6 protein-coding genes and 3 rRNA genes are annotated in these 15,306 nt (G+C 46.8%); all 9 read left to right on the top strand.

Annotated elements, in window-relative coordinates; all coding sequences use genetic code 11:
- Window positions 1–36: 36 nt before the first annotated feature.
- The 9 genes from HXT35_RS02835 to HXT35_RS02795 all read left to right on the top strand — a co-directional run bounded on the left by HXT35_RS02835 (window position 37) and on the right by HXT35_RS02795 (window position 15,303).
- Window positions 37–1,017, top strand: coding sequence for a TatD family hydrolase (locus HXT35_RS02835; protein WP_004129220.1), 981 nt, complete (start codon window positions 37–39; stop codon window positions 1,015–1,017).
- 173 nt (window positions 1,018–1,190) lie between these two features.
- Window positions 1,191–3,770, top strand: coding sequence for a KUP/HAK/KT family potassium transporter (locus tag HXT35_RS02830; protein ID WP_421787771.1), 2,580 nt, complete (start codon window positions 1,191–1,193; stop codon window positions 3,768–3,770).
- 61 nt (window positions 3,771–3,831) lie between these two features.
- Window positions 3,832–4,647, top strand: coding sequence for an HD domain-containing protein (locus HXT35_RS02825; protein WP_004129217.1), 816 nt, complete (start codon window positions 3,832–3,834; stop codon window positions 4,645–4,647).
- A gap of 354 nt (window positions 4,648–5,001) precedes the next feature.
- A 16S ribosomal RNA gene (locus HXT35_RS02820) occupies window positions 5,002–6,528 on the top strand.
- A gap of 386 nt (window positions 6,529–6,914) precedes the next feature.
- Window positions 6,915–9,975 (top strand): 23S ribosomal RNA (locus tag HXT35_RS02815).
- Window positions 9,976–10,153: 178 nt separating this feature from the next.
- Window positions 10,154–10,270: ribosomal RNA gene (gene rrf / locus HXT35_RS02810) — 5S ribosomal RNA — on the top strand.
- The 16S, 23S and 5S rRNA genes sit together here, the layout of an rRNA operon.
- 681 nt (window positions 10,271–10,951) lie before the next feature.
- Entirely contained in the window at window positions 10,952–11,506 is a 555-nt protein-coding gene (locus HXT35_RS02805) for a cysteine hydrolase family protein (RefSeq protein WP_004118531.1), read from the top strand.
- 217 nt (window positions 11,507–11,723) lie between these two features.
- A complete protein-coding gene (locus tag HXT35_RS02800; protein WP_004129146.1) occupies window positions 11,724–14,066 on the top strand; it encodes a choice-of-anchor M domain-containing protein in 2,343 nt (780 codons plus the stop codon).
- Window positions 14,067–14,100: 34 nt separating this feature from the next.
- Window positions 14,101–15,303 (top strand): TIGR03773 family transporter-associated surface protein, encoded by a 1,203-nt coding sequence (locus HXT35_RS02795; protein ID WP_004129144.1) that lies wholly within the window; start codon window positions 14,101–14,103, stop codon window positions 15,301–15,303.
- Window positions 15,304–15,306 lie beyond the last annotated feature (3 nt).

Genomic DNA, 15,306 nt, shown 5'->3' with positions numbered 1-15,306 from the left:
AAAAATACTGTTTTATTTGCGAGTAGACTTAAAAATATGAGTAAACATCATCGCGAGCATAATTGGGCGCCTGAATTAACCGAAGAATCTAAAGTATGGGAAAATCTAATAAAAAGCGGCGTAACAATTGCGGACGACCACACGCATATGCTTAGTGTCGTTGATTTTGCGCATAATCTTAACCAAGAATTAGCAGAAAAAGGACGCGACTTAATAGCAGAACCAACTACAGATAATCTGGTTGAGCAAGCAAAATCTGCTGGAGTTTCCAACATGCTAGAAGTAGGTTGCGAATACCCAGACTGGGAGCCGACAATTTCGTTTGCCGCATCACACGCGGCTTGCGTTCGTGCAGCAATTGCAATACACCCAAACGAAGCCGTTTTACACGGACACAGGGGAGCACAAGGTCCAGACGGATTGCCAATAGTTTATAAGCCGTATCACGATATTCCATTCGACGAAGCTATGCAACATTTGCGTTCGCTTGTAATTGCGCATCCAAAAGAAGTTGTTGCAATAGGAGAAACCGGTTTGGATTATTTTCGCACAGGAGAGTCTGCGAGGCTTGCACAAAGAGAAGCTTTTCGTGACCATATTGCGCTCGCAAAAGAGCTGAATCTTCCGTTGCAAATTCACGATCGTGACGCGCACGAAGACGTAGTAAAAGTTTTATTACAAGACGGAGCGCCTGAACGAACAGTGTTTCATAGCTACGCAGGCGGCGAAGATTTAGCCCAAATACTAAAAGAACACGGCTGGTACGCAAGTTTTTCCGGAACTTTAAGTTACAAAGGAAACGAAGAATTGCGTAAGTCTGCCAGGATTATTGGCGAAAGTCACATAACTGTAGAAACAGATGCGCCGTATTTAACGCCAATGCCTTACAGAGGGCGGCCAAACGCGCCTTATATGGTTCCGTATACTTTGCAAGTGCTTGCTAATGTACTCGATATTTCGCTTGAGAAGGCGGCTAAAGTAACTAGAGAAAACACGAAGAAAATTTACGGATTTTAAGCAAAAAGCCAATCTTAATAATCCTTATTTTTCAACGATTTCTAAAGATTTTTTGCACTATATAGCTATCGTTGTATACAATATCCAAGTACGGAAATAAAACTGTGAAGGGCAAGGTGACTGCATCTTCTTGTGGCATCAAGAAGAGCCTTACCTAGGAGGAACAATTAAGCATGACGAAGTCACGCACTACTGTGCCGTCACAAGATGGCACAAAGGATCCTCGCAACGGCGCGAAAGATTCCGAGAAGAGTCCGAAGACTACTAAGAGTTCGAAGGATGCTATATTACGAGCTGCGTCTTTTACAAAGGCACCAAAGGTGTCTCAAAAAACAACAACTCGTGAAGAGCGAAAAGTAATGGCTCAACAGCAGGCTCAGGAAGTTAAGGAAGCAGAAAAGCTTGTTGCCAGTGCTGTTAGAGGTCCTTTAGGCAGATGGTGGGCAAAGCTGCAAACAAGCTCTGACCGCTTTACCTTGGGCATGGCTATTGTGGCTCTTGGTGTTGTTTATGGCGATATTGGTACATCGCCTTTGTATACTGCTCAAACTTTTTTGGCCGGTCAAGGCGGATTGCAAAATATTAATCGCGAAACCGTATTCGGCATGCTTTCGCTCTTATTCTGGTCAATTACGTTGATTACAACAGTCAAATACGTATTCGTTGCAATGCGAACCGACAACAAAGGCGAAGGTGGCATTTTTGCACTGTACTCACTTTTGCGCAAAAAGGGTGCGTGGCTTGCAATACCGGCAATGATTGGCGGAGCTGCATTTTTGGCAGATTCTGTGCTAACTCCTGCAGTTTCTATTTCTTCCGCAGTAGAAGGTTTGCGCACTATTGCAGCGTTTAAACCAATATTCTTAGAAAACGAGAATTTGTCGATGATGATTACGGTTGTTATCATCGTCATACTGTTTTCTGTTCAACAGCGCGGAACTGAGCGTATTGGTAAAGTATTCGGCATAGTAGTTATGCTTTGGTTTGCTTTCCTTGCGCTAGTTGGAGTTATGAATATTGGCCAAGATTGGACTATTTTTGAAGCGCTTAACCCAATTTATGGTGTGGAATTCCTGTTCAGCTCGCACAACGTGCAGGGTCTGGCAGTTATGGGCGTAATCTTCCTTTCTACTACTGGTGCGGAAGCGTTGTATTCAGATATGGGCCATGTTGGTCGAGGAAACGTATACGCAACGTGGCCGTTTATTAAAGTTGCTCTGCTGCTTAATTACTTTGGGCAGGGCGCGTGGATGCTGCAACATCAGAACGATAAATCATTGTGGTCTGTTGAAGGATTAAATCCATTCTTCCAAATGCTCGAACCTAATGTTCGATATATTGCAGTTATTCTTTCTGTAACGGCTGGCATTATTGCTTCTCAGGCTTTGATTACTGGTGCATACACTATGGTCTCTGAAGCTACTAGCCTTAATTGGATGCCGCATTTGCAGGTTCGTTACCCTGCACGCACTCGTGGACAGCTTTATATTCCTGTAGTGAATGTTGTGCTTTGCGTTGCGACTATTACAGTGCTTGCTGTTTTCCGCGACTCTGAACATATTTCTGGCGCATACGGCTTGGCGTTAACGCTTACAATGCTAGCAACAACCATTTTGCTTACGGTTCATATGTGGTATCAGAAGAAGCGTTTTGCAGCTCTTGCTTTTGCTGTAATCTTCCTAATGATTGAGCTTATGTTCTTCATTGCTTCCATGGCAAAGTTTATGCACGGTGGCTGGTTTACCATGCTTCTTGGAGCTTCGATTTTAACAATCATGGTTACTTGGAAAGACGGTACCAAGATAGAGCGATCGCAGCGTTTGCATATGAAACCTAAAGACTTCCTGCCTGTGCTCGATAAGCTACATGGTGATTTTAGAATTCCGTATTTTGCCGACAATATTGTTTACTTGACTTCTGATCGCGAAATGAAGCGACTTGATACTGGAATTTTCTTCTCCATTTTTGCTGACCATCCTAAGCGAGCTAGAGCTTGGTGGGCTGTATCTGTGGAAACCGACGACGCTCCGTTTACGCGTGAGTATTGCGTCGAAAATTTTGGTACGGATTATTTGTTCCGTGTAAAAATAAAGTTAGGTTTTAAGGTTTCGCCATCTATACCGGCTTATTTGCATCAAATTATGCACGATTTGTCGCATACCGGCGAGCTTCCTCGTCAAAAATCTGTGTATCCAAAGGTTGATGCGGATCCAGATATTGGTCCAATACGTTACGTTCTGCTGCATAAGGCTTTAATGCCGGAGTCTAATATTTCTGTGCGTGGCGCATTGTCACTAAAAATGAAGTATGCGATTCGTCATATTGCTGGAACTCCAGTTAAGTGGTTCGGCTTGGCGCCTTATAATCCTGTGGTCGAAGTGCAGCCGCTGTTTGTTTCTACGCGCAGACCTCCACGCTTGAGTCGTGAAGATTATTCGCAGCGTGCAGTGCAATCGTTGCAAGGCGCTTCAGCTGTTGAAACTGCCACGCAGGCTGATTCTGATATTCGGCCTACTGATGCGGAGCAGACTGCAGTTATGAACGCTCGTGATATTGCTGCAGCTAATGTTCTGTTTGCAGATGAAAAACTTGCAAACACTGGGAACATTAGTCCTGTGCCGCTTAAGGCGCAAGCAAAGGCATCTAACGCGAATTTTAGTGGCGATAAAACTAATCTTGACGCCGCCAACGTAACTCATGCCGTTGTACAGGCTGTAGAAGATGCTGCGCGTGCGGAAAATAAAGAATCTTGAATAAAGAATTGTAAATACATGATTGTTAATACAGAATCATGAATACGGAATCGTGAATAAAATGCGTAACAATTCAGAAGAAACGCTACAGTGCGATGCAGTAAAAAATGCCGATTTGCCTGATTTTAGCCAGGTAGAGCAATTGCATCGCACTACTGCGCCTTCTGAATCTGCTTACAACCTTATTCACGGTCATTGTGTGGTAATTGCCACAATCTCTTGGCAAATTGCGCATCATTGCAATATGTTGCTTGAGTCTAAAACAAAGTGTTCGTCTTCTATTTTGGAGCGTTCTAAACTCGCACAATCTTGTATTAAAAAACTTATTGGGGATAATTATTCTGATCTTCCGCCTATTAAAGGTGGACGTGCGCCAAAGCAACCTATTGATGAGTACGCTGCTTTTATTGGTGGAATGTTGCACGATATTGGCACGTATTTTGTGCTGAAGAAAGATGGATCCGCAAATTTTGATGGCGAATTGAGTTTTGACGGTCCGAATTATATTTTGCACGGATTGCGTGGATACAACTATTTGCTTAAATGTGGTTTTAGCGAGGAAGCTGCCCAGTTTGCGCGCAATCATACTGGAGTTGGGTTGACTCGCGAACAGGTTGCTCTGCAAAACCTGCCGCTTCCTGTGGACGACTATAAGCCGCAAACTGTTGAACAAGAAATTGTTATGGTTGCGGATAAATACAATAGTAAGTCTATTCCGCCTCGTTTTTTGACTGTTGAAGAGTATCGTTGCAAAGCTGCACGATTTGGTGAAGAAAATGCTTGCCGTTGGTTGCAGTTGGTGGATCAATATGGTGAGCCGAATATTGCTGCTTTGGCGGATTTCTTTAACGCACGTATTTTTAGTTACTTTTTCTAGTTTTTCGACACTCCGGAGGATGCTAGTATTTCCAACGTTTTTGTGGCTGATTTGTGGGGTGGGTTTGCGTTTTGGTTGGGTTTGGTGTAAGTTTATCTCTTGCTGCTCAGCGCGGCTGGTTCTTCTCTTTGGGGTTGATTGAGCCGGCTGGTGTGGTGGTGGTTTGAGAACTCAAGAGCGTGTCTGTACTACTTATTAGTTAATTATTGCCAGTTCATTGCCTGCCTCACAGATTGTGGGGTGCCTGAGAGATGGTTAAATGGTGGTGAGGTTTTGTGGGATGTTCTTTCCTTAAAGAATGTCTCGTCTTTTTCTTATTTTTTGGAGCCTTTTGTTGGCTCTTCATTGAATTTTTTCGTGGAGGGTTCGATTCTGGCTCAGGATGAACGCTGGCGGCGTGCTTAACACATGCAAGTCGAACGGGATCTGACCAGCTTGCTGGTTGGTGAGAGTGGCGAACGGGTGAGTAATGCGTGACCAACCTGCCCCATGCTCCAGAATAGCTCTTGGAAACGGGTGGTAATGCTGGATGCTCCAACTTGACGCATGTCTTGTTGGGAAAGTGTTTAGTGGCATGGGATGGGGTCGCGTCCTATCAGCTTGTAGGCGGGGTAATGGCCCACCTAGGCTTCGACGGGTAGCCGGCCTGAGAGGGCGGACGGCCACATTGGGACTGAGATACGGCCCAGACTCCTACGGGAGGCAGCAGTGGGGAATATTGCGCAATGGGGGAAACCCTGACGCAGCGACGCCGCGTGCGGGATGAAGGCCTTCGGGTTGTAAACCGCTTTTGATTGGGAGCAAGCCTTCGGGTGAGTGTACCTTTCGAATAAGCGCCGGCTAACTACGTGCCAGCAGCCGCGGTAATACGTAGGGCGCAAGCGTTATCCGGAATTATTGGGCGTAAAGAGCTTGTAGGCGGTTCGTCGCGTCTGGTGTGAAAGCCCATCGCTTAACGGTGGGTCTGCGCCGGGTACGGGCGGGCTAGAGTGCAGTAGGGGAGACTGGAATTCCCGGTGTAACGGTGGAATGTGTAGATATCGGGAAGAACACCAATGGCGAAGGCAGGTCTCTGGGCTGTTACTGACGCTGAGAAGCGAAAGCGTGGGGAGCGAACAGGATTAGATACCCTGGTAGTCCACGCCGTAAACGGTGGACGCTGGATGTGGGGCCCATTCCACGGGTTCCGTGTCGGAGCTAACGCGTTAAGCGTCCCGCCTGGGGAGTACGGCCGCAAGGCTAAAACTCAAAGAAATTGACGGGGGCCCGCACAAGCGGCGGAGCATGCGGATTAATTCGATGCAACGCGAAGAACCTTACCTGGGCTTGACATGTGCCTGACAGCTGCAGAGATGTGGTTTCCCTTCGGGGCAGGTTCACAGGTGGTGCATGGTCGTCGTCAGCTCGTGTCGTGAGATGTTGGGTTAAGTCCCGCAACGAGCGCAACCCTCGCCCTGTGTTGCCAGCGGGTTATGCCGGGAACTCACGGGGGACCGCCGGGGTTAACTCGGAGGAAGGTGGGGATGACGTCAGATCATCATGCCCCTTACGTCCAGGGCTTCACGCATGCTACAATGGCCGGTACAACGGGATGCGACATGGTGACATGGAGCGGATCCCTTAAAACCGGTCTCAGTTCGGATCGTAGTCTGCAACTCGACTACGTGAAGGCGGAGTCGCTAGTAATCGCGAATCAGCAACGTCGCGGTGAATGCGTTCCCGGGCCTTGTACACACCGCCCGTCAAGTCATGAAAGTGGGCAGCACCCGAAGCCGGTGGCCTAACCCTTTTGGGATGGAGCCGTCTAAGGTGAGGCTCGTGATTGGGACTAAGTCGTAACAAGGTAGCCGTACCGGAAGGTGCGGCTGGATCACCTCCTTTCTACGGAGTTTTTGTGCACGCTCGGATTGAGTGTGGTTACTGGTGTGGAAAACAATAGTTAACGTTTTTTGAATGAGTATGTTTGGGCATGCTTTTGGGTTCCCGGATTGCCACCCCCCTTGTTTTGGGGTTGCGGTCCTTTGCGATCCTTGGATTTCAGGTTGATGCTTTTTGAGTGTTTGGCTTGGGTTCTTGGTGTTGTGGTGGTTTGAGAACTGGATAGTGGACGCGAGTGATTATGTGAGATTCTTTTTAGGGTTTCATGTTTTTGCTTTTACTGATTTTCGACCGGCTCCATTTTGGTGGAGTCGTCTTGATCGTTTTGTGATCGTTTAGTGTGATGATTTGTTGTCTAGAGAATTTTGCTGTTAGGTTTCTTACTGGTGTGTGTCACTGGTAAGGGCGTATGGTGGATGCCTTGGTAGACAGGACCGATGAAGGACGTGACGGGCTGCGATATGCCTCGGGGAGCTGCCGAGTGGGCTTTGATCCGAGGATTTCCGAATGGGGAGACCCGGCCACTGTTATGGGTGGTCACCACAGTTTTTGTGGGGGGTACGCAGGGAAGTGAAACATCTCAGTACCTGCAGGAAAGGATACTCCGTGAGTAGTGGCGAGCGAAAGCGGATCAGGCTAAACCGGGTGCGTGTGATAACCGTCAGGTGTTGCGCATTCGGGGTCGTGGGATTGGTTGTTCAGCCTCTGACGGGGTTGAGAAGAGTGATAAAATGTCGTGCTAGGTGAATGGGATTGAATTCCCAGCCGTAGAGGGTGATGGCCCCGTAGCTTGTCGTGCGATGTCTCTTTATGCTTATTCCCAAGTAGCGCGGGCCTCGTGGAATCCCGCGTGAATCTGCCCAGACCGTTGGGTAAGCCTAAGTATTCCTGTCTGACCGATAGTGTACTAGTACCGTGAGGGAAAGGTGAAAAGCACCCCGGGAGGGGAGTGAAATAGTTCCTGAAACCGTGCGCTTACAATCCGTCGGAGCCTTCTTGTGGGGTGACGGCGTGCCTATCGAAAAATGAGTCTGCGAGTCAGTGGTATGTGGCGAGGCTAACCCGGGTGGGGGAGCCGTAGCGAAAGCGAGTTTTAAAAGGCGTTTTAGTCGCATGTCCTGGACCCGAAGCGGGATGATCTAGCCCTGAGCAGGTTGAAGCGCGGGTAAGACCGTGTGGAGGACCGAACCCACCTAGGTTGAAAACTGGGGGGATGACTTGGGGTTAGGGGTGAAAGGCCAATCAAATTCCGTGATAGCTGGTTCTCTCCGAAATGCATTTAGGTGCAGCGTCGTGTTATTGCTTACAGGGGGTAGAGCTACTGGATGCTTGCGGGCCCATACCGGGTACCAATAGCAGCCAAACTCCGAATACCTGTTAGGTTTATCACGGCAGTGAGTCGGCGGGGGATAAGCTCCGTCGTCAAAAGGGAAACAGCCCTGATCGTCGTCTAAGGTCCCGAAGCGCGTGCTAAGTGGGAAAGGATGTGGAGTCGCATAGACAGCCAGGAGGTTGGCTCAGAAGCAGCCATCCTTGAAAGAGTGCGTAACAGCTCACTGGTCTAGTGGTTCCGCGCCGACAATGTAGCGGGGCTTAAGCACGCCACCGAAGACGCGGCTGCATGATTTATTTCATGCGGGGTAGGAGAGCGTCCTGTAAGGGGTGAAGCGGCCGTGTGAACGTGTCGTGGACTTTACAGGAGTGAGAATGCAGACATGAGTAGCGAGAGACGGGTGTGAATCCCGTCCGCTGGATGACTAAGGGTTCCGGGGCCACGTTCGTCGTCCCCGGGTGAGTCGAGTCCTAAGGCGAGGCCGACAGGCGTAGTCGAATGGATGAACGGGTTGATATTCCCGTACCGGTGTTACACCGTTCGAACTGAATCTGAGAGTACTAACCTTCATTTGCAAGCTGGCTTCCTTTCGGGGTTGTTGGCTTGTTTGTGTTGGGAGCGTATCGGTAGTAGGTTAGCGTGGGAGTGACGCGGGTAGGTAGCCGGCTGCGGAGGTGGTTTTCCGTGGCTAAGCGTGTGGGCTGTCCTCTAGGTAAATCCGGGGGATGTTAAAGCTGAGGCGTGATGGGTAGGCTGTAAGGCTGATTCCGGTGATCCTGCTTGCCAAGAAAAGCTTCAACGTGAGGTGTGATTCCGCTCGTACCCTAAACCGACACTGGTGGTCTGGTAGAGTATACCGAAGCGATCGGGCGAATCCTGGCCAAGGAACTCGGCAAATTACTCCCGTGCCTTCGGCATAAGGGAGACCCCTGATGGTGATATGGTTTCACACTGTTGAGCTGTTGGGGGTGGCACAAGCTAGGGGGTAGCGACTGTTTACCAAAAACACAGGAGCGTGCGAAGGCGTAAGCCGCTGTATACGCTCTGACGCCTGCCCGGTGCCGGAAGGTTAAGAGGATCCGTTAACTTCGGTGAAGCGGTGAATTTAAGCCCCGGTAAACGGCGGTGGTAACTATAACCATCCTAAGGTAGCGAAATTCCTTGTCGGGTAAGTTCCGACCTGCACGAATGGCGTAACGACTTCCCCACTGTCTCGGCCAGGAGCCCGGCGAAATTGCAGTACGAGTAAAGATGCTCGTTAAGCGCAGAAGGACGAAAAGACCCCGGGACCTTTACTATACCTTGGTATTGTCGTTAGGTGTGGATCGTGTAGCATAGGCGGGAGGCTGTGAAGCGTGGGCGCTAGCTTGCGTGGAGTCGACAGGTGAAATACCGCTCTTTCCATATCTGGCGTCTAACCTCAGCACGTTATCCGTGTTAGGGACAGTGCCTGGCGGGTAGTTTAACTGGGGCGGTTGCCTCCTAAAGAGTAACGGAGGCGCTCAATGGTCCGCTCAGCCCGGTTGGCAATCGGGTGTTGAGTGTAATCGCACAAGCGGGCTTGACTGTGAGACTGACGGGTCGAGCAGGGACGAAAGTCGGAGATAGTGATCCGGTGCCGGCGTACGGACGTGGCATCGCTCAACGGATAAAAGGTACCCCGGGGATAACAGGCTGATCATTCCCAAGAGTCCATATCGACGGGATGGTTTGGCACCTCGATGTCGGCTCGTCGCATCCTGGGGCTGGAGCAGGTCCCAAGGGTTCGGCTGTTCGCCGATTAAAGCGGCACGCGAGCTGGGTTCAGAACGTCGTGAGACAGTTTGGTCTCTATCCTCTGCGCTCGTTGGAATGTTGAGGAGACCTGCCCATAGTACGAGAGGACCTGGGTGGACGAACCTCTGGTATGCCGGTCGTCACGCCAGTGGCGCTGCCGGTTAGCTACGTTCGGAAGGGATAACCGCTGAAAGCATCTAAGCGGGAAGCCTGCTCCAAGATAAGCATTCCTTGCACTTTAGTGTGTGAGCCCCCATGTAGAACACGTGGTTGATAGGCTGGACGTGGAAGCCCTGTAAGGGGTGGAGCTGACCAGTACTAACGGGCGATGGTGACATTCTTCCCTTCTGCTTTTTTGGGAGGGGCTAGTTTGAAACTTGAGTATTATTTTCTAGCATCATGGAGTATTAAACGATTCGCTTAACGATTGGTTAGTAAAAGCTTTTATTGCTCGCGTTCATGTCCGGTTCCCAAACCGCCACGTTGCCACTCACTGTTGGTGAGTGTATAATATAGTTTTGCGGTGGTCATGGCTCAGGTGAGACGCCCGGTCCCATTCCGAACCCGGAAGCTAAGGCCTGACACGGCGAGGGTACTGCACTCGATAGGGTGTGGGAGACTAGCACGCTGCCGCATTAATCTTCTAGCGGGGAACTTGATTGTTCCCCGCTTTTTTCATACTCCATGCTGCCGCACGCATCACGCTAGTCACTCCTACCACACACCAACCCACAGTTTGTTTTGCGACTTTAGTATACGAATACCAGTGTGGTAGAGATTTGAGATTTTTCGCACTAAACAGACAATAAAAAAAATAGATAGTTGCACCAACCCGCAGCTTAAATATGCGACTTTAGTTGCACTTAGTAAACCACGCACTTTCGTAACAAACTTAACGAGTCTATGAGTTTTGTGTTGGCATTTAGTGTGTTGAGAGGCTGGAAAAATTGTGTTCAGTGCTAAAAGAGGACTGAGAAGCTACATTCTTTAAATATAGGCGAACACAATAAGCGCCTGTAGCAGCCAGAGCGCCCGAAGGACGGGACGCACGCAAACACAAATTTTCTAGCCTCGTCAAAACCGAAAAACTAAATCAGTTACAAAACTCATAGACTATACTCAAGAATAACGTAAACAAAATCGCTAGGAGAGAAATCCCCCGAAACTCGCGCCACATCAAGCAAGAGCGAAAGCAGGTCGTCGCGCAAAAGCCGGAGTTTTTCCGGCAAATGTGGTTGGAAACAGTCATAAGAAGCAGCAGAGTATCGCACTTGCCGCAAGGTAGTGATTAAATGGTGATAATCGCAAGGAGTAAGTATGAATAAAGCCCTTATTAACATTGATTATACGAATGATTTCGTGGCAAGCGACGGCTCTCTTACTGTGGGCGAGCCTGCGCAAAAGCTCGAGAAGCGTATTACTGAGATTTCGCAGGAATTTCTTGACGCTGGTGAGTTCGTGGTTTTTGCGATTGATACGCATCATTTGAACGATCCGTATCATCCTGAAACTAAGCTTTTCCCGCCTCACAATATCGCCGGAACTCACGGCCAGAAGTTATATGGCACGCTTGGCGATTTTTACGAAGCGAATAAAGATAAAAGCAATGTGTATTACATTCACAAGACTCGCTACTCTTCGTTTAATGGCACGGATTTGCTGATTAAGCTTCGCGAACGTCACATTGAGGAGTTGCATTTGGTGGGAGTTTGCACGGATATTTGCGTGTTGCACACTGCTGTTGATGCGTATAATCTTGGATTTAAGATTGTGGTTCATAAGGATGCCGTGGCAAGTTTTGATCCTGCAGGGCACGAGTGGGCGTTACGTCATTTTAAGACTTGCCTTAATGCTGATATTGTAGAAGGCTAAGGATTTTAGCTAAAAATATTAAAAATTATTAAATAATCAACGCTGGTTGCTTTAAGCTGCCAGCGTTTTTGTTTATTCGGAGTGTTGACTTGCAATTAATGAGAATCATTATTATTATTGATAGACGTTGTTAAGATATCTTCAATAGTCATTCGTGAAAGAAGAGCGCGAATAGGCGAAATAGAGAAGATGAAGTGTAGAGAGCGAAATAATAATTATGACTCAGGTCATTAAGAATATTGCGAAACGCGCTTTTGCAATGGCAAGTGTTGCAATACTTGCGTTTGCCGTGCTGGCATCAGGATTTAGTGCTGCAAAACCTGCGGTTGCATTAGAAAATAGTAATCCTGGCGAAAAATACAATCCTACAAAAAAGGAAGTGCTAAGTCACGGTCATACGGACGTATTCTATCCAATTCAATACAAGGGTAAGTTCATTATGGCCGTCGAAAAAGATGGTGCCACTTTCTTAAAGCCTGAAAATACTACTTTGCGCGTAGCAAAAAGCACGTATACTACAAAATCGCAGCTTCCTGCGCTCGCTACTGAATACTACTATCTCGATATTTCTGGAAACCAAAAAGGAAATCCTCTCTTCCCAGGTTGGGACACAGGTTATGCTGCATCTTTAGTTGGCGCATCTCACGCAGATGACGCAACAGCAGATATTGCAATTCAGCAAGTTACTGCACCAATGAACGGTCGCATTCTGCTTTGGACTACCAGTGGCATTGGTACAAATTCGAAGAAATTGTCGTTTGAAGAGAATGATTTAGACGACGAACCTGATACTGATGGCAGTCGATTCATGCTACCTGGTGTGATTCATCAACATACTGCCGGTCACGTTCATGCAAACTGGGGATTTACGCAACCTGGCGTGTATAAGCTAAAAGTATCAGCAACTATTACAAATAAAAACACTAAAAAGCAGATTACAACTGAGCCTGCAGAATATACGTTTGAAGTAGAAGACACATATTCAGGGGAAGTTCCTGCTGGCCTTACGGAAACGCTTGATTTGCATCGTCGCGGTGATTTTATTAATCCTGATGATGATGAAGAAGCGCACAAAGCTTCTGAAGAGCATAAAGACACGGATAAAGATGATGGCGGCGATATGCGTATCGGTAATATTCGTGATTCCGGACCTCATCCACATTATCATTCATACGAAGGTTATGGCGGTTTAGACTTAAAAGTAGTTAACAAGCCGAAGGGTGCTCGCATTGAGTGGAGATATGTGCGCGCTGACGAAGGCCCTGACGCGTATGGAACCACTCTTTTTGCTGAGAGATTGCAGCTTCCAGCTGAGCCTGCAATGAACAAGATGAAAGTGTATGCTCACGCAACTGAAGGCAAAACGCAAGTTGGAAAAGATACTGCCTCCGCAACCATAGTTGTTGAAGATCACGGTGCTGACGGTCATCCTGTAGTAAAAGCAATTGCTCCGTATAAGCGCTTCAAACCAGGAGATACTTTACATGCGAAAACAGTATTGCTTAACCCTCATGTTGCAACCGATGGCATTACTGGTGAGCCAACCGATGACCCTACAAATCCTGTAACTTCCATTGTTAAGGACTATGTTTGGTTGATGAAAAAGGAAGGAGAAAGCGAATTTAAGCGCATTCCTGGTGCTGTGAGCAGCAAGTTGGATCTAAAACTTGATGCAACAATGCAAGGTGCAACGATTCGTCCTTCATTAATTTTAAAGAACGGTGAACTTTACCGTAATAAAATGTTTGATGAGTTTTGCGATTATGTTATTGAGATGAAGGGTGTTCCTCACTCTCATAACAATGATGGCGATGATGATCAAAGTGGTTCTGATTCGGAGGATGATGATAATCCTCATAGAAAAAAGCGCCATGGTAAGAGACATAATAAGCGTCATAATAAGCGCAAAAATAAAACTAAGCATTTTGCTGGTGGCAGGAGCTTCTTGAAAGGCGTATTCGGCGGTGCTGCAAATTCTGGATTACTCGGATCTAGCTCTAACGGTGGATTCCGATTCGAATCTAATTTCTTTAATAAATCTGGCAAAAAATTAAATCGCACAAACAATAATCGCAATAATCGTAAGAATAATCCTAAGAATAGTTCTAAAAATAATACGCAAAATGGTTCTGGTTCTGGTTCTGGTTCTGGTTCTAGCGCTAGCTCTTTTATGAGAACAGAAAATTCAAGCGGAAAATCGTTGAATAATTCATCGAGACAAACTTCTGGCGGAACTCATACTAAGAACAAGAGCTCTAAGAAAAGTGGTCAGACTGTTCGTAATTTCGTGAGAACAGATAATAATTCTGGCAATAAGTCCAGAAATAGTTCTGTCAATAACTCTGATTTTGTTAAGAATAATGAACGCCATGCTTCGCAAAGTACAAGGCAATACGATGAAGAACCTAATGAAGCGTATGAAGATAATCCAGAGGATAAGAAAGCTAGCGGTTCCTCAACTAAGTGGGTTGCGGCTGCGGTTTCAAGCGCGAGCGTTGGCTTATGCACAATAACTGGTGCATGTGGAGCATTGATGCGTTCCAAATTGAAATTGTTGTAAATAATATTCGTATTATCACTAGAAAGTTTAAATAATGAATTACAAACAAAATGAAACATTGCGAGTAAAAAGAAAGTATGTATATTCTACTGCATTGCTTGCGCTCATATTTTCTTTAGTAGCTTTGGTAACATCTTTATGCGTACCAAATCCAATGCATGAAACTGCTTATGCTACTGAAGGTAATCAGCCAGTTATGATTCAAGCGGGTCATGCTGATTTTGGACCAACGCTAATCGACGGCAAATGGAAATTGAAAATTCGCGACGATACTGGCGATGAGCCAGTGTGGCGAGACCCAGAAAATGTGGTATTTAAATTAGGTAGCAATTCAATAATCCCTATGCCTGATGACGCTGCTTACAGTTTTATTGGCGAAAAGCCAGGAACAAAGCTTTACGTAATTCCACAAACTCAGAATCCTGATGTGCCGTGGCTTGGTTGGAATACGCAGGAAGGTGGCGTGCTTAACGAGCTTGATCGAGGGGCTAATCTTTCGCTTGAAGGAGTAAGCGGCCCAGGTAAATTGCACGTTTACTTAGAAAATGGCAACAATAATCCACAGCAACTTTGGGATAGTACTAAAGGATATCCGCAAAACAGCTGGATTGAAACCAATGCTCATACTCACGTGAATTGGGTGTTTTCTAAGCCTGGAATTTATCATGTAAAGCTCACTTTTTCCGGAAAATTGAAGAATGGACGAAAAGTAAGCGATACTCGCGTTCTTAATTTTGCAGTTGGAGACAATACAGATCCGCAGGCTGCTTTAGGTGCGGGCGCTGCTGCTGGAGCAAGTGGCAACGAAGGTGATGAAGAGAATCAAGATGAAGAAGACAACAATCAATCCACAAAAGATGAAACTAACAATCATCACAAACTTCTTCACAACAAGCATAAGCACTCTCACAAAGCATCTGAAAACAGTGACGATACAGCTTTAGTTCTTCAGATCATAGCTATTTTTGTGTCTATCATTGCCGTAATTATTGTGATTTTTGTGCTAATAGCTGTAGTTAAAAGCAAGAAAGCGCGAAATCTTGCGCTCGCTAAGCAAGCTTCTGCACAAGCTAATCAACAGTATGCAAATAATGCAAATTCTGTGAATAGTGCGAATGGCGACAGTACTTTGTCAAATCTAGTGCGTGATCAAGAAACTACAGTAATGTCACCAATTAATAATTCTCAATATTCTCAATCAGACAATATGCAATCTGATGGTACTCAGTGGAAATAATGG

The sequence above is a fragment of the Gardnerella sp. DNF01141 genome (assembly GCF_049244255.1).
Classification (GTDB): domain Bacteria; phylum Actinomycetota; class Actinomycetes; order Actinomycetales; family Bifidobacteriaceae; genus Bifidobacterium; species Bifidobacterium vaginale_E.
This window is presented reverse-complemented; position numbering and strand designations above follow the sequence as displayed.